At 59.8% G+C, this 25,904-nt stretch carries 22 protein-coding genes; 14 read left to right on the top strand and 8 right to left on the bottom strand.

Features of this window, described 5'->3' with window-relative positions; genetic code table 11:
* Positions 1-58: 58 nt before the first annotated feature.
* Complete coding sequence (locus tag GA830_RS01575) at positions 59-1,027, bottom strand: LysR family transcriptional regulator (RefSeq protein WP_195163397.1); 969 nt, start codon at positions 1,025-1,027, stop codon at positions 59-61.
* Positions 1,028-1,268: 241 nt separating this feature from the next.
* On the opposite strand from GA830_RS01575, the gene chvE reads away from it, so the two are divergent.
* From chvE to araD1, 4 genes are all read left to right on the top strand, one after another.
* Positions 1,269-2,336 carry a multiple monosaccharide ABC transporter substrate-binding protein gene (gene chvE / locus GA830_RS01570; RefSeq protein ID WP_195163396.1) on the top strand — a complete coding sequence of 356 codons (1,068 nt, stop codon included), beginning with the start codon at positions 1,269-1,271 and terminating at the stop codon, positions 2,334-2,336.
* Positions 2,337-2,430: 94 nt separating this feature from the next.
* Positions 2,431-3,963, top strand: coding sequence for a multiple monosaccharide ABC transporter ATP-binding protein (gene mmsA, locus GA830_RS01565; RefSeq protein ID WP_195163395.1), 1,533 nt, complete (start codon positions 2,431-2,433; stop codon positions 3,961-3,963).
* Complete coding sequence (gene mmsB / locus GA830_RS01560; RefSeq protein WP_195163394.1) at positions 3,960-5,174, top strand: multiple monosaccharide ABC transporter permease; 1,215 nt, start codon at positions 3,960-3,962, stop codon at positions 5,172-5,174. The genes mmsA and mmsB overlap by 4 nt, the downstream gene beginning before the upstream one ends.
* An 18-nt stretch (positions 5,175-5,192) precedes the next feature.
* A complete protein-coding gene (araD1, locus tag GA830_RS01555; protein ID WP_195163393.1) occupies positions 5,193-6,179 on the top strand; it encodes an AraD1 family protein in 987 nt (328 codons plus the stop codon).
* On the opposite strand, the gene GA830_RS01550 is transcribed toward araD1, so the two are convergent.
* Together GA830_RS01550 and rpsU are read right to left on the bottom strand one after the other, a co-directional pair.
* Positions 6,176-6,349, bottom strand: coding sequence for a hypothetical protein (locus tag GA830_RS01550; protein ID WP_195163392.1), 174 nt, complete (start codon positions 6,347-6,349; stop codon positions 6,176-6,178). The two genes, araD1 and GA830_RS01550, sit on opposite strands and share 4 nt — an antisense overlap.
* A gap of 92 nt (positions 6,350-6,441) precedes the next feature.
* A complete protein-coding gene (gene rpsU / locus GA830_RS01545; protein ID WP_195163391.1) occupies positions 6,442-6,714 on the bottom strand; it encodes a 30S ribosomal protein S21 in 273 nt (90 codons plus the stop codon).
* A gap of 200 nt (positions 6,715-6,914) precedes the next feature.
* On the opposite strand from rpsU, the gene GA830_RS01540 reads away from it, so the two are divergent.
* Positions 6,915-7,139 (top strand): hypothetical protein, encoded by a 225-nt coding sequence (locus GA830_RS01540; protein ID WP_195163390.1) that lies wholly within the window; start codon positions 6,915-6,917, stop codon positions 7,137-7,139.
* Between the two features lie 37 nt (positions 7,140-7,176).
* Here GA830_RS01540 and GA830_RS01535 read toward each other — a convergent pair whose 3' ends face one another.
* Complete coding sequence (locus tag GA830_RS01535; protein WP_195163389.1) at positions 7,177-7,392, bottom strand: hypothetical protein; 216 nt, start codon at positions 7,390-7,392, stop codon at positions 7,177-7,179.
* 303 nt (positions 7,393-7,695) lie between these two features.
* Between GA830_RS01535 and GA830_RS01530 the strand changes: the two genes are divergently transcribed.
* From GA830_RS01530 to GA830_RS01510, 5 genes are all read left to right on the top strand, one after another.
* Positions 7,696-8,124 (top strand): YciI family protein, encoded by a 429-nt coding sequence (locus GA830_RS01530; protein ID WP_195163388.1) that lies wholly within the window; start codon positions 7,696-7,698, stop codon positions 8,122-8,124.
* Positions 8,125-8,184: 60 nt separating this feature from the next.
* Complete coding sequence (locus GA830_RS01525; RefSeq protein WP_308460463.1) at positions 8,185-9,471, top strand: RNA polymerase sigma factor; 1,287 nt, start codon at positions 8,185-8,187, stop codon at positions 9,469-9,471.
* Between the two features lie 242 nt (positions 9,472-9,713).
* Positions 9,714-10,373, top strand: a complete 660-nt coding sequence (locus GA830_RS01520) for a TetR/AcrR family transcriptional regulator (protein WP_258045524.1) — start codon at positions 9,714-9,716, stop codon at positions 10,371-10,373.
* A gap of 46 nt (positions 10,374-10,419) precedes the next feature.
* Entirely contained in the window at positions 10,420-11,634 is a 1,215-nt protein-coding gene (locus GA830_RS01515) for an efflux RND transporter periplasmic adaptor subunit (RefSeq protein WP_195163387.1), read from the top strand.
* Entirely contained in the window at positions 11,631-14,771 is a 3,141-nt protein-coding gene (locus tag GA830_RS01510) for an efflux RND transporter permease subunit (RefSeq protein ID WP_195163386.1), read from the top strand. Before GA830_RS01515 ends, GA830_RS01510 begins: the two co-directional genes overlap by 4 nt.
* Before the next feature lie 222 nt (positions 14,772-14,993).
* Here the strand turns inward: GA830_RS01510 and GA830_RS01505 are convergent, their stop codons facing one another.
* The 3 genes from GA830_RS01505 to GA830_RS01495 all read right to left on the bottom strand — a co-directional run bounded on the left by GA830_RS01505 (position 14,994) and on the right by GA830_RS01495 (position 19,869).
* A complete protein-coding gene (locus tag GA830_RS01505) occupies positions 14,994-16,163 on the bottom strand; it encodes a diphosphate--fructose-6-phosphate 1-phosphotransferase (protein WP_195163385.1) in 1,170 nt (389 codons plus the stop codon).
* Positions 16,164-16,228: 65 nt separating this feature from the next.
* Positions 16,229-16,906, bottom strand: a complete 678-nt coding sequence (locus GA830_RS01500) for a L,D-transpeptidase (protein ID WP_195164707.1) — start codon at positions 16,904-16,906, stop codon at positions 16,229-16,231.
* A 161-nt stretch (positions 16,907-17,067) separates the two neighbouring features.
* Positions 17,068-19,869, bottom strand: a complete 2,802-nt coding sequence (locus GA830_RS01495; RefSeq protein WP_195163384.1) for an autotransporter family protein — start codon at positions 19,867-19,869, stop codon at positions 17,068-17,070.
* A 280-nt stretch (positions 19,870-20,149) separates the two neighbouring features.
* On the opposite strand from GA830_RS01495, the gene GA830_RS01490 reads away from it, so the two are divergent.
* From GA830_RS01490 to GA830_RS01475, 4 genes are all read left to right on the top strand, one after another.
* The gene (locus GA830_RS01490) at positions 20,150-21,469 is read left to right on the top strand and encodes a tetratricopeptide repeat protein (RefSeq protein WP_195163383.1); all 1,320 of its coding nucleotides are present in this window, start codon (positions 20,150-20,152) and stop codon (positions 21,467-21,469) included.
* A 257-nt stretch (positions 21,470-21,726) separates the two neighbouring features.
* A complete protein-coding gene (gene xylB, locus GA830_RS01485) occupies positions 21,727-23,178 on the top strand; it encodes a xylulokinase (RefSeq protein ID WP_195163382.1) in 1,452 nt (483 codons plus the stop codon).
* A complete protein-coding gene (xylA, locus tag GA830_RS01480) occupies positions 23,175-24,500 on the top strand; it encodes a xylose isomerase (RefSeq protein ID WP_195163381.1) in 1,326 nt (441 codons plus the stop codon). The genes xylB and xylA overlap by 4 nt, the downstream gene beginning before the upstream one ends.
* A gap of 140 nt (positions 24,501-24,640) precedes the next feature.
* Positions 24,641-24,841 carry a hypothetical protein gene (locus GA830_RS01475; protein WP_195163380.1) on the top strand — a complete coding sequence of 67 codons (201 nt, stop codon included), beginning with the start codon at positions 24,641-24,643 and terminating at the stop codon, positions 24,839-24,841.
* Between the two features lie 9 nt (positions 24,842-24,850).
* On the opposite strand, the gene GA830_RS01470 is transcribed toward GA830_RS01475, so the two are convergent.
* The gene (locus GA830_RS01470; RefSeq protein WP_195163379.1) at positions 24,851-25,831 is read right to left on the bottom strand and encodes a GlxA family transcriptional regulator; all 981 of its coding nucleotides are present in this window, start codon (positions 25,829-25,831) and stop codon (positions 24,851-24,853) included.
* Between the last annotated feature and the right edge of the window lie 73 nt (positions 25,832-25,904).

Here is a 25,904-nt window from a genome sequence, read left to right as displayed (position 1 = left end):
TGTTCTAGTGGTGCGGGAAGTATTTGGACAGTTGGATGGCTGTTACGTCCCAGCTGCTTCAAATCTCGCGCAGGATTTGCTCGTACATCAACTCGGCAGCCGGTGAAAGTGTTCGGTCGCGCACCTTGATCAGGCTGTATGGCTGGACGTTGATATCAAAGGCAATGGGCAGAATGTCGATGGCGCCGGACAACCCGGCGCGGCTGTTCACGAAACGCGCCACATCCACGGCAATCGGAGCAATCGCATCAGATTGCGCAACCATCACCAGCGTTAGCAGCAATGAACTGGTGTTGAGGACACGGTCCGGGAGTGGCGCGCCCTGGCTGACAAAAATGCCTTCCACTGTTTGGCGCAGCAGCGAGCCTCGTGGCTGGAAAACCCAATCGAATTTGGCAAGCTCTTCCAGGCTGACCTTCCTGCCGGTCGAAAGCGGATGGCCGCGCCGGGCTATCAAGCAGGCTTTCTCAACGCCGATGATGCGGCTTTCAAACAAGCGCGGATTGAGATCGTCGGGAATGCGGCCAATCATGAAGTCATGGCGGGAGGCGAGCAATTCGCGCGCCAGCACAGCACTCGTTTCAACCTGCACACTGATTTCAATCCGGGGATGCTGCTGGCGGATTTTGCGGATGGCCGGCACCGCCAGATCGATGGCAGGAGCGGTGACAGAGCCGAGAAAAACCGAGCCGCCACGACCGCGTTTTAAATCTGAAATCTCGCGGTCGACCTCGCGCATTTCCAAAAGGATGCTGCGGGCACGTCGCGCCAGCGCAACGCCATAGGGCGTGAGTTGGACACCGCGTGGCAGGCGCACGCAAATATCCACGCCAAGGATGGCTTCGATCTCAGATATCAGCCTCGAGGCTGCCGGCTGCGATATGTTCATCACCTGGGCTGCCGCACTGATCTGACCGTGCTCTTCGAGAGCGACAGTGAGGCGCATGTGGCGAAGCTTCAGGCCGCTTCGAAGCAATCCCTCGTCGTCGCCCGACGACGGATAGGCTGATAAGGTGGAAGGCGACATTCTGATCCCCCGGTAAGATGCCTCGATATGCATATCATTTTTGATATGGCAAAGGGCTGAAAATGTATTTGACAGTTATACCCAATTCCGAAATTTTTAAGGGGTCGCCAGAGCACGGCTAAGAATGTCGGCTTGAGCGCATCGGGAGGTTGCACCAATTAATCATTCACCCTGCGCTTGCGCGGGGATGAACCGCCAACGGCGCCAAGCTGCGTGCGTTTTTCACAAGGGAGAGAGTAACGTGAAATCTATCAAGACGTTTGTCGGAGTGCTTGCGCTCGGCCTCGCGGCCATGACGTTCCATGCGTCAGCGCAGGATAAGGGCACGGTTGGCATCGCCATGCCGACCAAGTCGTCTCTGCGCTGGATCAGCGATGGCAATGAGCTGGTCAGCGCGCTGAAGGAAAAGGGCTACGGTGCTGATCTTCAATATGCGGAAGACGACATTCCAAACCAGCTTGCGCAAATCGAGAACATGGTGACCAAGGATGTCAAGGTTCTGGTTATCGCTGCCATTGACGGCACCACGCTTTCGGCCGTGCTTCAGCAAGCTGCCGACAAGGGTATCAAGGTTGTCGCCTATGACCGTCTGATCCGCGACAGCGGCAATGTCGACTATTATACCACCTTCGACAACTTCAAGGTTGGCGTGCTGCAGGCAGAATCGCTACTCAAGGGTCTTGGCTACCCAGAGAAACCAGGTCCATTCAACATCGAGCTGTTCGGCGGGTCGCCAGACGACAACAATGCCTTCTTCTTTTACGATGGCGCGATGTCTGTTCTGCAGCCTCTGATCGACAAGGGTGATCTGGTGGTGAAATCCGGCCAGACAGGCATGGAAAAGGTTGGTACGCTGCGTTGGGACGGTGCAGTGGCACAGGCACGCATGGACAACATCCTATCGGCCAATTATTCGGACGGCACCCGCGTCGATGCTGTTCTGGCGCCTTATGACGGCTTGTCGCGCGGTATCATCTCTTCGCTACGTGGCGTCGGTTATGGTTCGGCTGACCAGCCATGGCCAGTTATTTCGGGCCAAGATGCCGAAGTTCCCTCGGTGAAGGCGATCATGGCAGGCGAGCAGTATTCGACCGTGTTCAAGGACACGCGCGAACTGGCAAAAGTCACCGCCAATCTGGTTGATGCCATTTTGTCGGGCAAGGAGCCTGAAATCAACGACACCAAGACCTACAACAACGGCGTCAAGGTGGTTCCGTCCTACCTGCTGGTGCCTGTCTCGGTCGACAAGACGAACTATGAAGAGATCGTCGTCGGCTCCGGCTACATCAAGGCCGAAGACCTTAAGTAAGGCCTGAAGCAACCCGGGCTCCGCTTCCAGCGGAGCCCGGGTTTTCGCATCGCGGCCCATGGCTGCGGCTGTCGAATTCCAGTGAGCATGAGTGATGAACAAACCCATTCTGGAGATGCGTGGCATCACCAAGACGTTTCCGGGCGTCAAGGCGCTGCAGGACGTCAATCTCAATGTCAGGGCCGGAGAGATCCATGCCATCGTCGGCGAGAACGGTGCGGGCAAATCAACCCTGATGAAGGTGCTGTCCGGCGTCTATGCCCATGGCAGCTACAGCGGGGCAATACACTATATGGGCCAGGAATGCCGGTTTCGCGGCATCCATGACTCAGAACGACGCGGCATCGTCATCATCCACCAGGAACTGGCGCTTGTTCCGCTCCTGTCGATCGCCGAAAATATTTATCTGGGTAATGAGCGGGCACGCTTCGGTATCATCGACTGGAACGCCGTGCGCCGTGGTGCAGCGGGCCTACTGGCCAAAGTTGGCCTCAATGAAGATCCCGATACGCTGATTACCAATATTGGCGTGGGCAAGCAGCAACTGGTGGAAATCGCCAAGGCGCTGTCGAAGGAGGTCAAACTCCTGATCCTCGACGAGCCGACGGCCAGCCTGTCGGAGAAAGACAGCGATGCGCTGCTCAATTTGCTGGTAGAGTTCAAGAAGCAGGGCATTGCCTCCATCCTGATCTCCCACAAGCTGAACGAAGTCGGAAAAGTTGCCGACCGCATTACCATCCTGCGCGACGGGCGCACCATCGAAACGCTCGGCCGTGAGGCGATCAGCGAGGATCGCATCATCACCTCGATGGTGGGTCGAACGCTTTCCGACCGCTATCCGGCGCGTACGCCGAATATTGGCGAGACAATCTTCGAGGTGAAAAACTGGGTGGTGCATCATCCGCAGCATGCTGATCGGCAGGTGATCAAAGGCGTTGATATTGCGGTGCGCAAGGGCGAGGTCGTCGGCATAGCAGGATTGATGGGGGCAGGCCGCACCGAATTTGCGATGAGCATCTTTGGCAAAAGCTATGGCCAGAAGATTAGCGGCGAGGTGTTTCTGCACGGCCAGAAGATCGATGCGTCGACGGTCGGGCGCGCCGTCGCGCACGGGCTCGCCTATGCCACCGAAGACCGCAAAACCTATGGCCTCAACCTGATCGACCATATCAAGCACAACATCACAGTCGCCAACCTCAAGGGCGTTTCGCGCGGCGGTGTGATTGACGATATGGGCGAACTCAATGTCGCCAACGATTACAGAAAGCGCACCAACATCCGCTCATCCAGCGTCTACCAGACAACAGGTAACCTTTCAGGCGGCAACCAGCAGAAGGTGGTGCTGTCGAAATGGCTGTTTTCCAACCCGGAAGTGCTGATCCTGGACGAGCCGACGCGCGGCATTGATGTCGGAGCCAAATATGAAGTCTATACGCTGATCAACGAGCTGGCAGACGAGGGCAAGGCGATCTTGGTCATCTCATCGGAAATGCCGGAGCTGCTTGGCATTTGCGACCGCATCTATGTGATGAACGAGGGCCGCATGGTGGGCGAGATGGCCGCCAGCGAAGCGTCCCAGGAAAAGATTATGCGTGCCATTGTACGCGGGGAAGGAAAAGCCTCATGAGCAGCGAAACTCTGAGCAATGCCGAGCGCAACGCCAAATCCTCGGCCAAGACGGCCCTGAAGGATAATCTGCGCGACTATGGCCTGGTGCTGGCTTTGATTGCCATCATGCTGTTCTTCCAGTGGCAGACGTCGGGCGTCTTGTTCAAGCCGGTCAACCTCACCAACCTGGTGCTGCAAAACAGCTACATCATCATCATGGCGCTTGGCATGTTGTTGGTTATCGTGGCCGGCCATATTGACCTGTCGGTCGGCTCGGTATCGGGCTTCGTCGGTGCGGTGGCGGCCGTGCTGATGGTGCAATACAAGCTCGATCCGCTTCTGGCGACGCTCATCTGCCTGGTGGTAGGTGCGATCATCGGCGCCAGCCAGGGCTACTGGATCGCCTATATGAAGATCCCGTCCTTCATCGTCACGCTTGCCGGGATGCTGGTGTTCAAGGGGTTGTCGCTGGCGCTGCTCGGCGGCATGTCGGTGGGGCCGTTCCCGCCCGAGTTTCAGCTTCTGTCGGCGGGCTTCATTCCCGATTTCGTGGGGCCGATCACCGTGGCAGGTACCAAGCTCCATGCGACCACCCTGCTGATCGGTGTCGCGATTGTTGCAGCGATGCTGTACTTCGCGCTCAAGAGCAGGAGCGACCGCGAGAGCCATGGCTATGAGGCAGAGCCGTTTGCCTTGTTCGCCGTCAAAAACGTCATCATAGCCGCCATCATCCTGTTCCTCGTCTACATGCTGGCATCCTATCGCGGGCTGCCCAATGTGCTGATCGTGATGGGCGTCCTGATCGCGCTTTTTGTCTTCATTACGCGGCGCATGACTTTTGGCCGGCGGGTCTACGCGATGGGCGGCAACGTCAAGGCAGCGGCGCTGTCTGGCATCAAGACAGAACGGCTGACCTTCTACATCTTCGTCATCATGGGAATGCTGGCAGCGCTTGCCGGGCTCATATTCGCGGCCCGCCTGAACACGGCGACCCCCAAAGCCGGCCTCGGTTTCGAGCTTGACGTCATTGCCGCTGTTTTCATCGGCGGTGCGTCGGCCATGGGCGGTGTCGGCCAGGTAGCGGGCGCCGTGATCGGCGCATTCATCATGGGCGTCATGAACAATGGCATGTCGATCATGGGCGTCAACATCGACTGGCAGCAGGTCATCAAGGGCTTGGTGCTGCTCGGCGCCGTGGTCTTCGACGTCTACAACAAGAACAAGTCCTGAGGCGGCGGAGGCACCACCATGCTGATTTCACAAGTTACCGGTATCGACGGCACTAATTGTGTTGTGGTGCGTGAGGGAGATTCCGCGCGTGCGGTGCAGGGCGCCAAGTCGGTTTATGCGCTGGCGCTTGAAGCTGTGCGCGCTGGCAAGCCGCTTGCAGCCGTCATAGCGACGCGCGGGCTTGGCGAAACCATCGACCTTGAGACGGCCTACTCAGAGGGCCGCGTGCTGTCGCCCATCCGCCATCCCGACCCGGCGCACCTCCATCTCACCGGTACCGGGTTAACGCATCTCGGCTCCGCCGCAACGCGCGATGCCATGCACAAGAAGGCGGATGCGGAAGCAAAACTCACCGATTCCATGAAGATGTTTCAGATGGGCATCGAGGGAGGCAGGCCGAAAAACGGCAGCCCAGGGGTTCAGCCCGAATGGTTCTACAAGGGCAATGGCACCATGGTGGTTGAACCCGGGCAGCCACTGATGTCGCCCTCCTTCGCGCTCGATGCCGGAGAGGAACCTGAAATCGCCGGGATCTACATCATCGGTGATGATGGCACGCCTTTTCGGGTCGGTTTTGCGCTGTCGAACGAGTTTTCTGACCATGTGACCGAGCGGATCAACTATCTTTACCTCGCGCATTCGAAACTTAGGAATGCGGCGATCGGCCCGGAGATCCTGGTCGGTGATCTGCCGGGCGATGTACAGGGCATGTCGCGCATCAGGCGCGGGGCTACGACGCTGTGGGAAAAGCCGTTTTTGTCGGGTGAGACCAACATGTCCCACACCATTGCCAATCTCGAGTATCACCACTTCAAGTATGATGTCTTCCGCCAGCCCGGCGATGTGCATGTGCACATGTTTGGCACAGCGACGCTGTCGTTTGCCGACGGCGTCACGGTGGAACAGGGCGATGTGTTCGAGATAGAAGCGCCGGGATTTGGCCTGCCGCTTCGCAATGCGATGAAGCTCAGTGGCGAAACGACGGTGGAGGTGCGGGCGCTTTAGAGCAGACGCTCTGGCGCCGACGTTTTTGCCTTCCGGCTCTTGCGCGGTGCAGCCGCCGGTTCGTTCTGATTCTGTTCAGGAATCGCTTCCGGCACTGAAACGGCGGGCGCGACTGCTGGTCGAGCCTCCTCCTTCGAGGAGGGTGCCTGATTCTGCTTGAAACGGATCATGTGCCTCGAACCTGATTGGGTGGCTTATGCCACCGTGTGCTGGGTGAGCGAGCCGCGGGCGCGAAACGCTCAAGCTTGAGGCATGCTGCCGATCAGGCGCGTGCTGCTGCTGATGACGGAGCGCCTGGACGACCCGGCATAATCTTCTTCTTCGGGGCTGGCAGCAAACCTTCGCGCTGTGCCTGCTTGCGTGCTGCCTTGCGGGTGCGGCGCACAGCTTCAGCTTTTTCGCGCACGCGCTTTTCAGACGGCTTCTCGTAAGAGCGGCGCGCCTTCATTTCGCGGAAGACGCCTTCGCGCTGCATCTTCTTCTTCAAAACCCTCATAGCTTGTTCGACATTGTTGTCGCGGACGAGTACCTGCAATTTTTTTCCTGACTTTTTTGCCTGCCCAAATGCGCAGAAGCGCGGGGCAAACGTTGGGGCGCGCCGGATTGACGGGCCGGTGTGGCGCGCACTTTAACAGGTCCCGCTAGAAATGCACCCCTTGGCGAACAAATTTCCCAACAAACGCACCGGCTCTGCTATCAGGTTCTTACTTTCCCGAACTTGTCCGAGGATATCCAGTGACCGACAAAACCAGTGACGCGCGTGCGAGGGCTGAGCTGAAGTTCCGCAAAACGGAACGCGAGGCGAGTGCGCGCGATATAATAATGGCCGAGCAATCGGCTGAAGCCGAGAAGCGTAAGGCCAAGACATCGATGCTGAAAGAATTGCGCCTGTCGCGCGAAGAAGCAGAACTGGCGGAACAGGGTGCGGCGCCAGCCAAAAAGAAGCGCGTCAAAGCTTGAGCACAGTCGCTCCTGACGAAATTTCCCCGGCGCGATGCTAGTCGGCTGTATCGGCCGCGTCGATCTCTTCCAGGCTATCTTCGGTCGTCACCCGCTCGTGGCGTTCCTCATCGTTGCGGATGCGGTATTGCGGGGAATTATCCTTCGGCGGCAGCGTGCCCGTGACCTGGTACAGTTCAGCGGTTTTGGAGGATAGGCCAAAGCCACCCTTCAGGCGGACCGTCTGGCCAATTGAAAATTTATGCAGTGCCATGAGATTTGTCCTGTGGTCGTTGAGCGCACAATCGTGCGGTCTCACCACGCGCCGGCAGCTGAAACTGGGTTACGGAGGCGTCGGGCAACATTCGACGCCACCAAAGCCGGGATTGAGCCCCGCGCAAGTGTGATCGGCCCTTAGTGACGAATTGAGGTTTAATTGCGGTTATCCGTAGCAGCCTAGCGTGTCAACTGATCGAAAATAATTCTGGCCGCGTGTCGAAACGAACTGCGGTGGTTCGACGTGGTGGTAGAAGCCAGTTCGAAAGGCTTCGTGCCAGACAAAACAAGGAAGATGACAATGCGTTTCATGGTAATTGTAAAGGCAACTGCGCAGAGCGAAGCCGGCGTAATGCCGGACGACGGTCTGATGGAAGCGATGATGAACTACAATGAGGAACTGGTGAAGGCAGGCATCATGCTCGCTGGTGACGGTCTCCAGCCCAGCGCCAAAGGTGCGCGGGTGCGCTTCTCGGGCGACAAGCGTACGGTCACGGACGGGCCATTTGCCGAAACCAAGGAATTGGTGGCCGGATTCTGGATCTGGCAGGTGCGCTCGCTTGAAGAAGCGATTGAATGGGTCAAGCGTTGCCCCAATCCCATGAATGAAGATTCGGATATCGAAATTCGTACCCTCTACGAAATGGATGATTTCGGGGATCTGGCAACGCCGGAAATCCGCGAACAGGAACAGCGTCTGCGTGCTCAAACTGAAAATCTGAAGGGTTAAGGGCAGACCACCCGTTCTGCAGAGCTTGCTGCCCTTCCCATTCGATGATTATTTCGCCCCGTGGCGAAGATCGACACCAGAGACGTCCCCCGCACTATCGATGCGGTATGGCGCATCGAGCAGACCCGCATTCTTGCGGGTCTCGCCCGTATGGTTCGTGACGTAGGGCTGGCGGAGGAATTTGCGCAGGATGCGCTGATCGCTGCGCTGAAGCAGTGGCCCCTATCCGGGGTGCCTGCCAATCCAGGGGCGTGGCTGACGGCTACCGCCAAGCGACGTGCTATCGATCACTTTCGGCGCCAGACGATGGCTGATCGCAAGCATGTCCAGATTGGCCATGAACTCGACAGCGAAAATAATTCGGGTGCCGCTGAGATCGAAGATCGACTCGACGACGATATCGGCGACGACATGCTGGGGCTGATGTTTGTCGCCTCTCATCCGATGCTGGCGACGGAAGCGCGGATTGCGCTGACGCTGAAATTGCTGGGGGGTCTCACGACCGAGGAGATCGGTCGCGCTTTCCTTGTCTCGGAGACAACCGTGGCGCAGCGCATCGTGCGCGCCAAGCGTGCGCTCGCCGCTTCAGGCGAAGCTTTTGAAATCCCGCGCGGGGAAGCACGCAATACCCGGCTCTCCTCGGTGATGGAAGTTCTTTATCTCATTTTCAATGAAGGCTATTCGGCCAGCAGCGGGGAAGACTGGATCCGGCCCCAGCTTTGCGAAGAGGCCATGCGGCTTGGTCGCGTGCTCGCCGGCTTGGCACCTGACGAGCCGGAAGTTCACGGGTTGGTCGCGTTGATGGAGTTGCAGGCCTCGCGCTTCAAGGCGCGGGTGGATGGGAGTGGCGACCCTGTTCGTCTGCCTGACCAGAACCGTGCACGCTGGGACCATCTGTTGATCGGGCGCGGGCTGGCCGCGCTGGAAAGGTCTGAATCGCTGGCGCCGCAGCGTGGACCCTATGCTTTCCAGGCTGCCATTGCTGCCTGTCATGCCAGAGCGCGTGTCGCAGAGGATACAGACTGGGCACGGATAGCGGCGCTCTATCACGGGTTGGCCGAGTTGACGCCGTCACCGGTGGTGGCGCTTAACCGCGCTGTGGCGGTTTCGATGGCTTATGGACCGGAGGCCGGCCTAGCGCTGCTTGATCCGCTCCTAGAAGATCCGGCGGTTGGGTTCTATCACCTGCTGCCGGCGGCGCGTGGCGATCTCCTTTTCAGGCTATATCGCTTTGAAGAAGCCGCTGTCGAGTTCGAGCGCGCGGCACGGCTGTCACCCACAGCACGCGACCGCATTTTTCTCGAGCGGCGGGCTGAAACGAGCCGTTCCAGGACAGTGGTCGGATGAGATCTACAACTTTTCGTGACGTACATGCGTTGAGGTCGTCGGCTTCCTAACTTGAGGGGAGAAAGTCGCAGAATCGTTCACCGCACCGAATTTTTTCCCCCGGGACAAATATAATCTGCCGGAGATGGATGCATTCAATGTCTCATGACACCGTCATGTCAGCATGCTGCATCGCACCATCTTGACTGAGAATGATCATTCGCATAAATGGAGAGTGATTGTTCGCACGTAAGGGAAGTTCATTGGACGAGGAACGTTCGCCAGGCGCATTCGAAATACCGACGGAAAGCGATTTTCAGGCGCCGTCGCGTGCGGAGCGTCGCGACCAGCAAGTGCAGCGGGTGCTTGATGCGGCGAAGGCTTGTTTCCTGCGCTCTGGCTTTCAGGGCACCTCCATGCAACAGATTTGCGCCGAGGCAGGCATGAGCCCGGGCGCGCTCTATCGTTACTTCCCGTCCAAGGAATCGATCATCCAGGCAATCTGCGAGGCCAACCGGCGGCAGGATGCGGAAAAATTTGCGGCGATGGAAAAGAGTTCCTGCGTGGTCGAGGGGTTCGTCGCATGCGGACTGGATCATCTCACCTTCACCCACGAAAATGGCAACGCGCCGATCTTCGCAGAAATCGCCACAGAATCGCTGCGCAATGAAACCATTCGCGCCATCGGAGATGGTTGCATGGCCGAGGTTCAGGACCGGTTCCGAACCTATCTTCACCAGGCCGTCGAGCGCGGCGAGATTGACCCCATTGTGGAGCTTGATGCGCTCTTGCCAATGATTCTGGCGATCGGACAGGGGCTTGCGATTAGCGATCTGCTGGGGCGTGGGGTTTCCCGCGACCAGCTTGAAATTATGCTGCGCGCGTCGATGGAAGCATTGCTGCGCCCGAGACGACCCGCCTGACATAGCCGTTTTGACGCGCCTTTCGGCCCAAACACTGAGTGTAACAATGACCGTTCGTAAAACAATCATCGGCGCTTTTGCTATCCTTCTAGCGGCTAGCATTGCCTATACTGTGCTGCCGGAGAATGTTTTTGCAGCGGCTGAAACGCCGGCCGAGGAGATAGTCATCCAGACGCCGCCGGCCATCCGCGTGGTGGCTGCGGCGCAGCGCGAGCTGGTCGAACATTTGTCCGTCACCGGCACCATCGTGGCACGGGAAGAGGCCGCCGCCGGCACAGACCTCAACGGGCTAACGGTTCTGAAGCTCAATGCCGACCAAGGTGACCGGGTCAAGAAGGGCGATGTTCTCGCGGTGCTTGATCGCTCCTCGCTGGAGACACAACTGGCACAGATGGACGCCAGCCGGGCGCAGGCCGAAGCCAATATCGCACAGATGGAAGCGCAGATTGCAGATTCCGAAGTAGGCGTTCGCCAGGCTAAGGAAGGGTTGGCGCGGTCCAAGACATTGCAGGCAAAGGGCGTTGCCGCCAAAGCGCAGCTGGACAATGCAGTGAACGCATTTGACAGCGCGCGAGCCAGGCTGGGTGCGGCGCAAAAAGCAGTTGTTGCCTCGCAGGCGCAGCTTGCCGTCATCGATGCGCAGAAGAAGAACATTTCGCTGCAACTAGGCAAAACCGACGTGAAGGCCCCGGCGGACGGGCTTGTGCTTGCCCGCAGCGCCACGCTCGGAGGCATTGTCTCGGCCGCTGCCGGGCCGCTGTTTCGCATTGCTATCGATGGTGAATTCGAGCTCGCCGCAACTGTCGCTGAAACGGCGTTGCCACGGCTGAAGGCCGACATGCCGGTCGCGGTCATGCCCGCCGGCAGCGACACACCGATTGCCGGAAACATCCGCCGCATTTCACCCGAGGTCGACCAGCGATCGCGGCTTGGCACTCTCTATATCTCAATTGCCGACAGCAGCGACGTTCGGGTCGGCAATTTCGCCCGCGGTGAGATCGAGGCGGTGCGGCGCAATGGCGTGGCGGTGCCCGAGGGGGCGGTTACATTCCGCAACCAGAAGCCATTTCTGCAAGTGGTGAGGGACGGCAAGGTGAATACTGTACCGGTGACACTCGGTGCGCGGGCTGAGGGCTATGTCGAAGTGAAGTCCGGCGTGACGGCCGGCGACGAAGTGATCGAGCGGGCCGGGACGTTTGTTGCCGATGGCGACATGGTCACGCCGGTGCGCGGTGATGTGATGGGGGCACTCAAGCCATGAACTGGAACTTTTCGGCTTGGTCCATCCGCAATCCGATTGCACCGATCCTGCTTTTTGTCGTGTTGATCGTGCTGGGGCTCATGAGCTTCAAGGGCCTGCCGATCACGCGCTTTCCCAACATCGACGTGCCGCTGGTTTCAGTTGTCGTAATTGATCCTGGTGTCGCTCCAAGCGAGCTGGAAACCCAGGTCACCAAGCGGGTCGAGGATGCGGTTTCCAACATCAGCGGCGTTAAGAATGTCATCTCGACCATCACTGAAAGCCGCTCGCAGACGGTCGTGGAATTCCGCCTCGAAGTCGAGACAGCGACAGCGGTGACCGACGTGAAGGACGCGGTCGAGCGTATCCAGTCCGACCTGCCCGCCACCTCCAACAAGCCGGTCATCGCGCGCGTCGAGGTTGAAGGCCAGGCGATCCTGACCTATGCGGTGACAGCGCCTGCAATGACGCCTGAGGAACTCTCTTGGTTTGTCGATGACACGGTCATCCGTAAGTTGCAGGGTCTCAAGGGTGTTGCCCGCGTTGACCGTTATGGCGGGGTTACCCGTGAAATCCATGTCGATGTCGATCCGAACCGGCTTGAAGCCCTCGGTGTGACAGCCGGCGATATCAACCGCTCGCTGCGTGCTGCCAATGTTGACCTCACCGGCGGCAGCGCCGATTTTTCTGATCGCGCCCAGTCGATCCGTACGCTGGGTGGCGCCAAGGAACTTGCAGACCTCGAGAAGCTCGAAATCCCGCTCGCAGGCGGTCGCAAGGTTTTGTTGTCTGATATCGCCAAGGTCAGCGATTCCTGGGAGGAGCCGAAATCCTTCGCCCGGGTCAATGGCCAGACGGTCGTGTCGTTTGCGATCTTCCGGGGCAAGGGTGAAAGCGACGTCGAGGTCAATGAGCGCGTTGAAGCAGCCGTCACCACACTAAAGTCCGAGAACCCGGAAGTGGTGGTAAGGAAGGTTGACGATTCTGTCAGCTATACGGTCGGTAATTATGACTCGGCCATGGAAACGCTGGTTGAAGGCGCCGTGCTTTCGATCATCGTGGTGTTTTTGTTCCTGCGCGATATCCGGGCTACATTGGTCTCGGCTGTAGCGTTGCCGCTGTCGATCCTGCCTGCTTTCTGGGCCATCGACATGCTCGGCTTTTCGCTCAATCTCGTCAGCCTGCTCGGCATCACGCTGGTGGTGGGTATTCTGGTCGACGACGCGATCGTCGAAATCGAGAATATCGTGCGGCATATCAAAATGGGAAAATCGCCTTATCGCGCGTCTTTGGAAGCTGCGGACGAAATCGGCCTTGCGGTGATCGCCATTTCTGCGACGATCATGGCGGTGTTTGCGCCAGTGTCTTTCATGGGCGGCATTGCCGGCCAGTATTTCAAGCAGTTTGGACTGACAGTGGCCGTCGCGGTGTTTTTCTCGCTGCTCGTCGCGCGACTTATCACGCCGATGCTGGCTGCCTATTTCATGCGTGACCATGTCCATGAAGAGCCCAAGCCCGGCATTATCATGCGTGGTTATGAACGGCTGTTGCGCACGACATTGCGCTTTCGCTGGCTGACGCTACTCGCTGGTATCGGCTTTTTCGCGGGGTCGATCTACGCCATGGGCACTTTGCCGTCGGGCTTCATCCCCAAGGAGGATGCCAGCCGCATCGTCTTCTCTCTGGAGCTGCCGCCCGGCAGCCGGCTTGAAGACACGCGCATGGTAACCGACCGGGTCACAACTCTGATGCGTGAGGTGCCCGAGGTCGAGAATGTCTATGTCATCGGTGGGTCGAACCCAACCGGAACGCTGGAGACCAGGCGGGCGACCGTCGTTGCTGATCTGGTCCATAAGTCGGAGCGTTCGATCAAGCAGGCGGAGATCGAGGAGATACTGCTCAAGAAGATGGAGACGGTACCGGATTTGCGCGCCTATTTCGTCAATGACCGCGGCGAGCGGCAGCTGGCGCTGGGCGTCATGGGTACCGATGGTGCCGTGCTTGATGCACAGGCGCGCAAGATCCAGAGCGCCATGGCCGAGACCGGGAAATTCCGGGCGATCAGTTCGAACGCCGCGCTAGACCGGCCCGAAATTATTGTCTCGCCCGATCTCGACCGGCTGGCCGAGCTTGGTATCTCGACAGCGACGCTGTCGGAGACCTTACGCATTGCCACCATTGGTGACATTGACGCCAACCTGGCAAAATTCACCGTGGGCGACCGCCAGATCCCGATTCGGGTGCAACTGGCACCGGAGGCACGTGACGACCTTTCGGTGGTGAGTGAGCTGCCTGTGCCGTCACCCTCGGGGGTTACTGTACCGCTGTCTTCTGTCGCTGACATACAGTTCGGGCAGGGGCCTTCCTCTATCGAGCGGTTCAACCGTGAACGGCGTGTCGTCATCGGCGCCGACATGGCCAAGGGGGCTGAGCTTGGCGAAGGTTTGGCCGCGGTCTGGGAGCTGCCCGCTGTCAAGGAGATGGCACCCGGCACGCGCATCCAGGAAACCGGCGATGCGGAGATCATGGGCGAAGTGTTTGCCGGCTTTGCCACCGCGATGGGCACAGGGCTGATGCTGGTTCTGGTGGTACTGATCCTGCTGTTTGGCTCGGTGTTTCACTCCATCACCATTCTGGGCTCATTGCCGCTGGCCATTGGTGGCGTGGTGGCGGGGCTGATGCTTACCAATTCGGCGGTGTCTATGCCGGTCGTTATCGGCATCCTGATGCTGATGGGTATTGTTACCAAGAACGCCATCATGCTGGTGGATTTTGCCATCGAGGAAGTGAAGCAGGGCGTATCGCGTAAGGAGGCGATCATCGACGCCGGCCGCAAGCGCGCACGTCCCATCGTCATGACCACCATTGCCATGTCGGCAGGCATGCTGCCGGCGTCTTTGGCGCTGGGCGATGGCGGTGAGTTCCGGGCACCCATGGCTGTTGCGGTGATTGGTGGCCTGCTGGTGTCGACTTTCCTGTCGCTGGTCTTTGTTCCGTCCTTCTTTACGCTGATGGATGACGCGGCGATCGGCACCTCGCGGCTGTTCCGCTGGCTGGCCCGGCCTAACCGCCGCGACGACCCGGAAGACGACCAGAAGCATGGCGCTCCGGCCCATGCCGTCGAACAGCAGAACGCATTGCCGATGGCGGCGGAATAACAGAAGGCCGGTTCGCCGGCTTTTTTTCATAACCGCTATCTGGTTGGATGACGGCTACCGGGCGCACGATCTTGTGGCCGGTTTCCTTTTGTGCCGGCCGGCTGCGCCCACACATAATGAGGCGACAGAGCAGGTCGGCGAAGGTCAGCACAATCGCAGCGCCGTGGCCCCTTCCAGTGCCGGGGACAACGGTGATCCTGTTAGCGTTGGTCCATCAACACCTCAAACGAAGGGCCGACCGATGGCATATTTGCGCGGCAGCAGCCGGTTGAAATAGGCGCTGCCATCCGGCGACAGGCGGTTCTCGTCGCCCATCAGAAAAGTCTTGGGCATGTGCCGGGTCTTGCCCGCAACGGCAGACAGTTCAACACGACGCATGACCGTCTTGCCGCCCTCTTCCTGCAGTGCAACGGAGCCGCCCCCACGCTCTGCTGTATCAACAGCGAAAATGCCCGCTTCATAGGCTTCGCTGGCGTCAGTCTGGTTGATGGCTCCGATATACCCGCGGGGCAGATAGCCCAGAACGTCGACGCGGGCACGCTTGCCGGGCAGTTTTTCCGACAGAGCGCGTTCAAAGGCCATCGGCAGGTCGCTGCCTGACAGTTTGATGTTGCCATGCTGATCGCGCTCGATGCGCTCGGGGGGGACCAGACTTTCGACCAGAGCGCGACCGTCGGCAGTCGAAACGCCTTCCGACACCGCAACCACGCAGCGGCCATGACGGGAAAGCGTTGCCTTCACATCATCAATGAAGCGGTCTTCCGAAAAGGCGCGCTCGGGCACGTAGATCAGGTGGGGGCCATCATCTTCTTCGTCGCGCCATGCGGCAGCGGCTGCCGTCAGAAAGCCCGCATGGCGGCCCATGACGATGCCGATATAGATGCCCGGCAAAGCGCGGAAATCGAGATCGACGCTCTGAAATGCGCCCGCGACGAATTCGGCTGCGGAGATGAAGCCCGGTGTATGGTCGTTTTCGACCAGATCATTGTCGATGGTTTTGGGCGCGTGGACAAAAGCCATTGAGCCACCAGAGGCTTCCGCCAGGATCTGCTGCGTGCCGGCGGTATCATTGCCGCCGATATAGATAAATGCATTAGCATCAACCTTGCGCAGGCCGTTCAACACCAGTTCGCAATAGGCGGCGTCGGGCTTGTCGCGGGTGCTGCCGAGGGCTGCGCCCGGCGTTGCGCCGATGGCGCGCATGCGCTCGGGCGGGATGTCGGAGAAATCCACATAATCACCGTCTCGGATGCCGCGCACGCCGTGTCGCGCGCCCAGAATGCGGGCATTTGGATAGCGGCGCTCAATCTCGGCGACAGCGCCGGCCAATGTCTGGTTGATGACAGCCGTCGGGCCACCGCCCTGCGCGATCACAAAGGTTTTTTCCGGCATTTTTCATCAGGCTCCTGCGGCTGCGGACAGACATTGGCCTGTCCGACCTTCAGGTGCAACCGGTGTCAGACAACGACGATAGGCGTCTTACCGGTGACGCGGCCAAAAAGGTCGATCACGTCCTGGTTGATCATGCGGACACAACCGGAAGACATGGCCTGGCCGATAGTCCACCATTCCGGCGAACCATGCACGCGGTAGCCGGTGTCGCGCCCATCCTGGAAGATATAGAGCGCGCGTGCGCCGAGCGGGTTTTCCAATCCGCCGGGCTGTCCGCCACGCCACTTTTCGAGCTCGGGCTTGCGGGCGATCATTTCGGGCGGCGGCGTCCAAGTCGGCCATTTCTTGCCGTACTGGATGTTGGCGCGCCCAGACCACAAAAAGCCTTCGCGGCCGATGCCGACGCCGTAGCGCAGCGCGTCGCCGCCGGGCTGGACGTAGTAGAGGAAGTGTTCCTTGAGATGGACGACTATGGTGCCCGGCGCCTCACCTGTCGGGTCAACGACGATCTGGCGGCGGTACTGCGGGTCTACCTTGGCGTAGGGAATTTCGGGGAGCTGGAAGCCTTCATCGTTGAAGGACGCATACATAAGGTCAGGGCTGGTCACTTTCCTGTCGACGCTGATGCGCGGACGGATCGAGCCGGTGGTGGTGTTATCAAGCCCCATTGCGGGCAACTCGATTGCCGAAGTGGAGCAGCCACTGGCAGCGCCTAGCCCCAGCAGGCCGAGCCCACTGATCATCGTGCGACGGGAAATTTGCTCCCGCGGTGCGACCGGAGCTGCAGTTATTGACCGGGAATGATGTGCCACGCGTTGCTCCGAATAATCTCGTTCGGCGTGATTGTGGCAAATCGTGGTTTACAAAGGCTGAACGGGCGGCAAGCCGCCCGTCAGCGCGCGGATTACCACTTCACGCTGAGCCCGAGATTGCCCTCGAACACGCGCTTCTTTTCGCCGCCCAGATTGGTGGTGTAGTCGGCGGAGGCAAAAAGGCTGACCGTGTCGGACAGTTTTGCGGTGATGCCGCCGCCCACCTCGAGCGAGGTGCCGCCCTGGTCTGACAGGATCGAGGTGGTGTCGAAGCTGACATGGTCCTCGCCACCGAACTCATGCCAGATATTGGCCTTGAGATAGGGCTGCAAGGTCGTCGTTCCGGCCACCACATTGCCTTTCAGACGGAAGCCGACGCGTCCGGTCACGCCGTTATCGGCGTCGTAGCGGATGCTGGAATAACTGTCGGCCTGGTCGTTTAACGACAGGCTGTGCCAGATCAGTTGCGCTTGCGGTTCGATCACCCAATCGGGTGTCAGCGCGATTGGGTAGCCGCCTTCGAGCGAAACGGCGATGCCATTGCCATCGATGTCTATCGCCTCGCCGGTGGCAGTGCTGCTTTCGCCGCCAAGCCATGTACCCATCACCACGCCATCGGCATACCAGCCGCCCGGGCCGACATGGGTCCAGGTAGCGCCAATGCTGTTGCCATTGGCTTCGATCTCACCAAATTTCGCATCAATGCCGCCGAGTGTCGGCGAGTTGATATCACCGCGCATGCGCGAATAGCCGTAAAACAGGCCGATCCGGTCGTGGTGGCCATTGCCACTTTCCCAGCCGATCAGGTCAAGACCAGCCTGGATGCCCAGAAGCGTGCCGTCAAAGGTTGGCGTCAGCGTACCGGTCGAGGTCAGTTCAGCATCTTGCCCGTAGAGCCGTGCCCAGCTCGTCGGCAGCAGCCCTGCGCCTTCGACAAGCGCCTGCTCGCCGCGCCGCTCGTGGAAGGTGCCGAGCGTCGAGACAGTCAGATAATGGGCAACCGGAAGGGTCGATACAAAGGCTGGAACCTCGGGGCGATAGAGCGGGATCGTGCCGCCGACGAGGCGGGCAGGATTTGGTGCCGGCAGGTCAGCGGCGGGATTGGAAACCAGCGTGATCGCTTCAATGGCCGGCGGCGGTGCCGGCGGTGCGGCAGACGGCGGAGCCGGTGGCGCAACGGGAGAAGGATCACCGGCCATAACAGGAGGGGTCGCCGAATCATCGGGCGGTGTCAACGGGTCACCTTCGGTAGGCACCGCTACGGGAGGTAGCTCGGAAGGCGGCGGTGGTGGCGGAGCGGCCTGCGGTGCCTGCGCTTTCGGTTCAGGGGTTGGTGCCGATGGCGCGGGTCCCGGGGCAGGAGCAGCGGCCATCGTGGAACGCAGGTACCAGTTTTCTTCCGTGCCGCCGGACGTTCCGCCCTTGAACAGGAGATATTCATAGGCACCCACGGTGACGCGCCCGCTTAGCGAGAACGCTCCGGCAGTAGTTGTCGCGCCATTGGCGGCCTCAACAAGCATGATGCCATTGGCCACTGTCGTGGCGCCAGTGCCGCCAGCGTTGGTGACCTTGATGTATGTCGAGCCGGAAGCGGTGCCGTTTGAAATCACCAGCCTATCGGATGCCGAACTGTCATTGCCGAGTACCGTGTCGACGAAAAGGACGCCGCCATTGCCGATATAATTTCCGGTGACGGTGAAAGTGTCGCCGGCTCCGCCGCCATTGTTGGTGAGATCAATACGGCCGGCGTTGGTAAGGCTGGCGAGTTGTCCAGCCGTGAACGGGTTGACGGCGCCATTGGAACCGCCGCCAAACAGGGTGCTGGTGGCATCAACGGTCAGCGCGCCTGTACCGGTCCCGCTATCGCCCAGCGTCAACGTGCCGTCGAAGGTCAGTTGAGTGTCGTTGGTGGCGGCGATGGTTTCCCAGTTGATGAGCCTCGCAATTCCAGTTGCCTTGACGTTGTCGAGCATCAGGCTATCCGTGCCCGTGCCGCCGGAGATCGTTGCCACCGCGCCATGGTTGGCGGTCGTCAGGTTGCGGAAGGTGGCGGTGTCATCGTCGCCGCCCATATCGATGGTGCCGTAAATGATGCCACCATCGGCCCAGGTGAAACTGTCGGTGCCGACACTCAGCATCACGTTGCCGCCGAGCGTACCGCCGGTGATGGTCAGGCTGTCCGCTCCACCACTGAGGCTGATATTGCCGCCGATGGTGCCGCTGGAGAGGATGATCGTGTCATTGCCAAAACCAGCAACCAGGTTCTTATCGATGGTACCGCCGGACATATTGAAATAGTTGTCGTCGAGCTTGAGGTTGACGCGACCGATACGCCCCCCGGTCATCACCGCATTGTCACCATCGTCGAAGGCGTCGACAATGCGCCCGCCCGACATGAAGAATGTATCATGATGGCCGCCCTGGAGGAGCTTGTCGATCTGGCCTCCGGTCATACGAAAATCGTCGAGACCGTCGCCCTGCTGCAGCGTTCCCGTGATGGTGCCGGCGCTCATGTTGAAGGTGTCGTTGCCATCGCCCTGGTCGATAGAGCCGTTGACAGTGCCAGAGTGCATCTCGATCGTGTCGGCGCCGTTGCCGAAATTCACGTCGCCGTTGATCGTTCCGGTGCCGCCTGAAGGCAGTGTCAACGTGTTGTTGCCGGAGAGATCCGTCAAGCCGCCGATCGACGTGCCGCTATCACATACAAACATCGTATCGCCAGGTGCCGGCACGAAGGTGCAGGCCGCCAACGCAGCGCTGCCCTGCACGGCGAAAAGCAGGGACGAGGTTGAGGCGAAAAGGGCAAGTCGGCGCAAGGCGGATAGCCGTGTACGCGAGAGATGGAGCTTCGCAAAAGACGGCGCTCCCACGCCCGGTTGAGCGTCGTTGTTCATGTCCTCGTTCCCCATTCCTTTGCGCCAACCAGATGATCAGAATCGGCGCGCCGCATCCAAGTAAGTGGGTCCTCGGTCACGATTAGGACACAAAGCGACGACCCCCGCAACCCGGAGGAACAGGGCTGGGTTACCAAATTATTCCTTTAGGGAACGCTCATGCATCTTAAACTATTTGGGCGCCATAACACAATCTATGCGAGTGCGTTCCGCATTGGCGCGTTTCGGCTTTTTGAGTTAAGACGTAGCGGCAGGCCTGAACATTGGAGGATAGGGCACCATGTATCACCGGGATGCCGTTGGATTGTCTCTTACCGGCGCCAGCCAGACCGGTGTGGTGGCCTATCAAAGGGCGCAGCGCGAACTGCAATGCTTTGTGGGAGACCCGGTCGCGTCTGTCGATCAGGCCATCGCCGCGGACCCCGGCTTTGTCATGGCGCATGTGTTGAAGGGCTATCTTTACGGGCTCTCCACAGAGCGCGATGCGATGGCGATAGCGCAAAGCGCCCATCGAGCCGCGGCCGCACTTGGCGGAACCAGCCGCGAGCGCAGCCATGTCGCGGCGCTGGGCCAGCTTGCAACTGGTGGCTGGCATGAAGCGAGCCGGATTCTGGCCGAGCTGACCACTGACGAACCACGTGACGCGCTTGCCCTGCAGGCCGGGCACCAGATCGATTTCTTCACCGGTGATGCCCCGATGCTGCGTGACCGGATTGCGCGCGCCATGCCAGCCTGGAGCGACGAGATGGCCGGGTACCACGCCATAGTCGGCATGCAGGCCTTCGGGCTGGAGGAGATGGGCGACTACGCTCATGCCGAAGCTCTGGGGCGGCAGGCAGTGGCGCTTGAGCCGCGCGACGGCTGGGCGCAGCACGCAGTTGCGCATGTGATGGAGATGCAGAGCCGCCAGCAGGACGGCATTGTGTGGATGCGCTCCAACACCGACAACTGGACGAAGGACAGCTTTTTCCAGACCCATAACTGGTGGCATCTTGCGCTGTTCCATTATGAGCTTGGCGACATTGAAGCCGCACGAGACCTGTTTGACGGCCCGATTTTTGGAAAGCCAAATAGCGTGGTGTTCAACATGGTGGATGCGTCGGCCTTGCTGTGGCGCCTGCATCTGGGTGGGCATGATCTTGGCGACCGATGGTCTGCGCTCGCCGCCAACTGGATGCCGAAGGCCAAGGACGGCAACTACGCCTTCAACGATGTTCACGCGATGATGGCGTTTGTCGGGGCGGGGCTGGTCGGACCAGCGCGTGACCTGTTGGAAGCGCAGCAACATGCGATGCAGGGAAGCGACGACAATGCGCGTTTCACACGCGACATTGGCCACCCGCTCGTGTTGGCCTTGCAGGCTTTTGGGGAAGGGCGTTATGGCGAGGCTATCCGGTTGATTGAGCCGTTGCGCGCCATTGCCCACCGGTTCGGCGGCAGCCACGCACAGCGCGATGTGATTGAGCTGACGCTGATTGAGGCGGCCTTGCGCTCGGGGAATGACGCACTGGCAAGCAGCCTTTCGGCAGCACGGATGGCGGCGCGGCCTGAAAGTCCGCTGTCGGCACTTTTCGTGCGGCGTGCTGATTTTTCGGTCTAGCTCTTTCCGCTGGCAATCAGACTGGATGACAACTTGCCCGCCGGTTCGGTTGCGCACTGCCGCTTCAAGCCTCCCCTTAGTTGCGCATTTATTACGAGACACGAAATAAATATCACGCAGTGGTCCTCAGCCGCTTGCGCTGGCAAAGTTTTTGCTGTGAACGTTGCGATAGAGGAGTGCTGCACATCGCGATGCGCCTGTGACAGCGCGGAAGGAAAAGGCAACCGGGGTTCGTGCGGTTGCCGGGAGGACCCATTATGTATCTTGGACTGGATCTTGGCACCTCCGGGGTTAAAGCGCTGCTTATCGATGCCGACCAGCGCATCATAGGCTCTACCGATGGTTCGCTTTCGGTCTCGCGGCCTCATGCCGGCTGGTCGGAGCAAAACCCCGCCGACTGGATCCGGGCAACCGAGGAAGCCGTCGCGGGCCTGATAAAATCGCATGGCGATGCGATGAAGCGGCTGCGCGGTATTGGCCTGTCTGGCCAGATGCATGGCGCGACGCTGCTGGACAGCGACCATGCAGTGCTGCGCCCGTGCATGTTGTGGAACGACACACGCAGCCATGCTGAGGCCGCCGCTCTCGATGGCGATCCGCGCTTCCGCCAGATCACCGGCAATATAGTCTTTCCAGGCTTTACGGCGCCGAAGGTCGAATGGGTGCGCCATAATGAGCCCGAGATTTTTGCGCGCACGGCAAAGATCCTGTTGCCGAAGGATTTTTTGCGGCTGTGGCTGACCGGAGAAACCGTCTCCGAAATGTCGGATGCATCGGGCACTGCATGGCTTGATGTTGCCGGGCGGCGCTGGTCGGAGGATTTGCTCGCCGCCTGTCATCTCACAGAGAGCCACATGCCCTCGCTGGTCGAGGGCACGGCGGTGTCGGGCCGTCTGCGCGCTGAACTTGCTGCGGCCTGGGGTGTCGAGCAGGTGGTCGTCGCCGGTGGTGCCGGAGACAATGCGGCCTCGGCCTGCGGCATGGGCACGGTGCGCGAAGGCGCTGCCTTTGTGTCGCTCGGCACATCGGGCGTGCTGTTTGCTGCCAACGCCTCATATCTGCCCAACCCGGAAAGCGCAGTCCATACATTTTGCCACGCGCTGCCTGGTGCCTGGCACCAGATGGGAGTGATCCTCTCGGCGACGGATTCGCTGAACTGGCTGACGGGCATCACCGGGCGCAGCGCGGCAGACCTGACCGAAGAATTGGGAAAGAGCCTGCGCGGGCCGAACGGTGTTTTCTTCCTGCCTTATCTGTCGGGCGAACGCACACCGCACAATGACGCGATGGTCCGCGGTGCTTTTGCCGGTCTGTCGCATCAGAGCGATAGGACTGCGCTGACACAATCGGTCCTGGAAGGTGTTGCCTTTGCCTTTCGCGACAATCTCGAGGCCCTCAGGGCGGCTGGCACGCAGCTCTCGCGCGTCACTGCCATCGGCGGAGGCTCGCGCTCGCGCTATTGGCTGAAGGCCATCGCCACATCTCTTGAACTGCCGGTGGACGTTCCGGCTGATGGCGATTTCGGCGCCGCCTTTGGCGCCGCACGGCTTGGGCTGATTGCAGCTGAAAATGCCGATCCGTTTGCCGTCTGCTCGACGCCGGCCACTGCCGAAACCATCGAGCCCGACAAAACCCTCACCGGCGCCTTTGCAGACGCCTATCAGCACTACCGGGCACTCTACCCGGCCATTCAAGGAGCAACATCGTGAGCACTGGATTCTTCGGCGATATCAAGCCGATCAAATTTGAGGGCGCGGACAGCAAAAATCCGCTCGCCTACCGGTTTTACAATCCCGAGGAAGTCGTTGCCGGCAAAAAGATGGAAGACCATCTGCGCTTTGCGGTTGCCTACTGGCATTCCTTCGCATGGCCGGGCGGCGATCCGTTCGGGGGCCAAACCTTTGAGCGTCCCTGGTTCCCCGGTGCCGGCGAAACGGACACGATGGCTCTGGCGAGGAAGAAGGCTGATGCCGCGTTCGAGATGTTCGCGTTGCTCGGCACGCCTTATTATTGCTTCCACGATGCTGACGTGCGGCCCGAAGGCCGCGACTTTGCCGAGAGCGCGGCGCGGCTTGATGAAGTGGCCGATTATTTCGCCAGCAAGATGGAAGAGACCGGCATCAAGCTTCTTTGGGGCACGGCCAATCTCTTTTCCCATCGCCGCTATATGGCGGGTGCCGCCACCAATCCGGACCCGGATGTCTTTGCCTACGCTGCCGCGACGGTGAAATCCTGCATGGATGTCACCAAGCGCCTTGGCGGCGAGAACTATGTTCTTTGGGGTGGCCGGGAAGGTTATGAGACGTTGCTCAACACCGATATCGGTCGCGAGCAGGAGCAGGCCGGGCGCTTCCTGCAGATGGTGGTCGACTACAAGCACCGCATCGGCTTTGAGGGCGCGATCCTGATCGAACCCAAGCCGCAAGAACCCACCAAGCATCAGTATGATTATGATGTCGCGACCGTCTACGGTTTCCTCAAGCGCTTCGGGCTGGAGAACGAGGTCAAGGTCAATATCGAGCAGGGGCATGCCATCCTTGCTGGACACTCCTTCGAGCATGAACTGGCACTGGCCAGTGCGTTGGGCATTTTTGGTTCCATTGATATGAACAGAAATGATTACCAGTCGGGCTGGGATACCGATCAGTTCCCAAACAATGTGCCCGAAATGGCGCTTGCCTATTATCAGGTGTTGCAGGCGGGCGGCTTCTCCACCGGCGGCACCAATTTCGACGCCAAGCTGCGCCGCCAGTCGCTCGACCCGCAGGATATGCTGATCGCGCATATTGGCGGTATGGATTGCTGCGCGCGGGGGCTCAAGGCAGCTGCCCAGATGGTCGAGGACAAGGCGCTTTCGGGACCGCTTGCCGAACGCTATGCCGATTGGGAGAAGCCGGAGGCGCGGGCCATGCTTTCCAAAGGCGCCAAGCTTGAGGACATCGCCGCCCGCGTGATCTCTGAGAAAATTGATCCGAAGCCGAAATCTGGCCGCCAGGAATTTTTGGAGAACGTGGTCAACCGATACGTCTGACTATCAATTCGCCGGCTGAGAAACTGTTACAAAAGGTTCATCAGCCTGCCATCCTATTGCCCCGATCCGGCCCTTACAAAGCCGCGTCGGGGCATCATCTCTTGGCCTCACGCAGATGCAACCAAGTGGAGGCTTCGGCCATGGCAAAGAGCGAAAACGATCACCGTCTCGGCGTCTCCCTGATGCCGAGCCTTGCCAATGATTCGATCGTCGATCTTCTCTTTGCTGTACCGGAGGGCGACGAAGAAGATACCGTTGATCGGGCCATCGCGCAGCTCGTTCAATCTAAGCTTGCCCAACGTATGCGCGCCGAGCTTGACGGCCATGAACAGGCTGCCTGACTGGCCGGCTTATCTGCGCCTCAGCCGTACTGGCGGCTGGCCGAACGTTCTGGAAAATGCGCGTGAAAATGTGGCTGCCGAGGAAAACCCGGCGCGCTCAGCGATTTCCGCCATTGGCACGCGCGTATCCAGCACCAGCCGGCGCGCCGCGTTGAGCCGCAACCTCAGATAATAGGCGCCTGGCGTCTCGCCGATCGAGGCTTTGAAGATCAGTTCCAGAGTGCGGGCGGTGACGCCTGTACGCCTTGCAATCGCCGATATCGTCAGCGGTTTATCGACGTGGGTTTCCATGATGCGAATAGCCTGCGCGAGCCGCGGGTCATAGCCATCGAGGCGGCCGAGCGAGACCAATGGTTGCGCATCAGTCGCGGCCTTGGCCTGGTCGTAAATAAACACACTGGCGACATCGAGCGCGACTGCCATGCCCAGCCGTGTGCGGATGAGGTGCAGCATTAGGTCGAAGGTTGGCGAAGCCCCGCCGGTGGTGAAAACAGGCCCGTCGACGACGTATCGGTCTGGCCTAACATCGGTGCCGGGGAAGGCTGATGCAAAATCCTCCATATCCTCCCAATGGGTCGTGGCGCTTCGACCATCCAGAAGGCCCGCGCGGGCAAGAAGCCAGGTGCCGGCCTCCACGCCGCCGCATGCTCGGGCTGCCTTTGCCGCCCGCCTGACACCAGCCAGCAAGCCGGGCACGGCAGCATCGCGGGTACCAAATCCGCCGACCGCTACCAGCATCCCGGTTTTTTCATCTGGGTCGAAACGACCGGTGACAGCGATCGGCAGGCCGCTGGTAGTGATCGGTGGAGCGCCATCTGGCGAAACGATCTTCCAGTCGAAGGCGGTCCGGCCTGCAATCCGGTTAGCGGCGCGCAACGGATCGACCGTCGAGGCCACGCACATCAGCGACGAGCCTGACAGAACGAGCAGCGTAACGGTCAATGGCGCATGTTCTTCACGAAAGATGGAGAGTGCTTCGCTTTTCATCAAGAAACATTCTCAAAATGCAAAGCGTTTTGCAATCATCCGGTCATCATTGGGTGAATTGCTATTGGAGGACATG

It is taken from the genome of Mesorhizobium sp. NBSH29 (assembly GCF_015500055.1).
In the GTDB taxonomy this organism is placed as follows: domain Bacteria; phylum Pseudomonadota; class Alphaproteobacteria; order Rhizobiales; family Rhizobiaceae; genus Neomesorhizobium.
Note: the sequence above shows the minus strand (reverse complement) of the source record. Positions and strands in the feature narration are given on the sequence as shown.

Coding starts and splice junctions, on each gene's coding strand:
- GA830_RS01530 (WP_195163388.1), top strand. CDS start 7,696: ATGCGTTTCATGGTAATTGTAAAGGCAACTGCGCAGAGCGAAGCCGGC.
- GA830_RS01490 (WP_195163383.1), top strand. CDS start 20,150: ATGTATCACCGGGATGCCGTTGGATTGTCTCTTACCGGCGCCAGCCAG.
- araD1 (WP_195163393.1), top strand. CDS start 5,193: ATGCTGATTTCACAAGTTACCGGTATCGACGGCACTAATTGTGTTGTG.
- mmsA (WP_195163395.1), top strand. CDS start 2,431: ATGAACAAACCCATTCTGGAGATGCGTGGCATCACCAAGACGTTTCCG.
- GA830_RS01575 (WP_195163397.1), bottom strand. CDS start 1,027: ATGTCGCCTTCCACCTTATCAGCCTATCCGTCGTCGGGCGACGACGAG.
- GA830_RS01475 (WP_195163380.1), top strand. CDS start 24,641: ATGGCAAAGAGCGAAAACGATCACCGTCTCGGCGTCTCCCTGATGCCG.
- xylB (WP_195163382.1), top strand. CDS start 21,727: ATGTATCTTGGACTGGATCTTGGCACCTCCGGGGTTAAAGCGCTGCTT.
- GA830_RS01505 (WP_195163385.1), bottom strand. CDS start 16,163: ATGCCGGAAAAAACCTTTGTGATCGCGCAGGGCGGTGGCCCGACGGCT.
- GA830_RS01500 (WP_195164707.1), bottom strand. CDS start 16,906: ATGATCAGTGGGCTCGGCCTGCTGGGGCTAGGCGCTGCCAGTGGCTGC.
- GA830_RS01550 (WP_195163392.1), bottom strand. CDS start 6,349: ATGATCCGTTTCAAGCAGAATCAGGCACCCTCCTCGAAGGAGGAGGCT.
- mmsB (WP_195163394.1), top strand. CDS start 3,960: ATGAGCAGCGAAACTCTGAGCAATGCCGAGCGCAACGCCAAATCCTCG.
- GA830_RS01515 (WP_195163387.1), top strand. CDS start 10,420: ATGACCGTTCGTAAAACAATCATCGGCGCTTTTGCTATCCTTCTAGCG.
- GA830_RS01535 (WP_195163389.1), bottom strand. CDS start 7,392: ATGGCACTGCATAAATTTTCAATTGGCCAGACGGTCCGCCTGAAGGGT.
- GA830_RS01495 (WP_195163384.1), bottom strand. CDS start 19,869: ATGAACAACGACGCTCAACCGGGCGTGGGAGCGCCGTCTTTTGCGAAG.
- GA830_RS01510 (WP_195163386.1), top strand. CDS start 11,631: ATGAACTGGAACTTTTCGGCTTGGTCCATCCGCAATCCGATTGCACCG.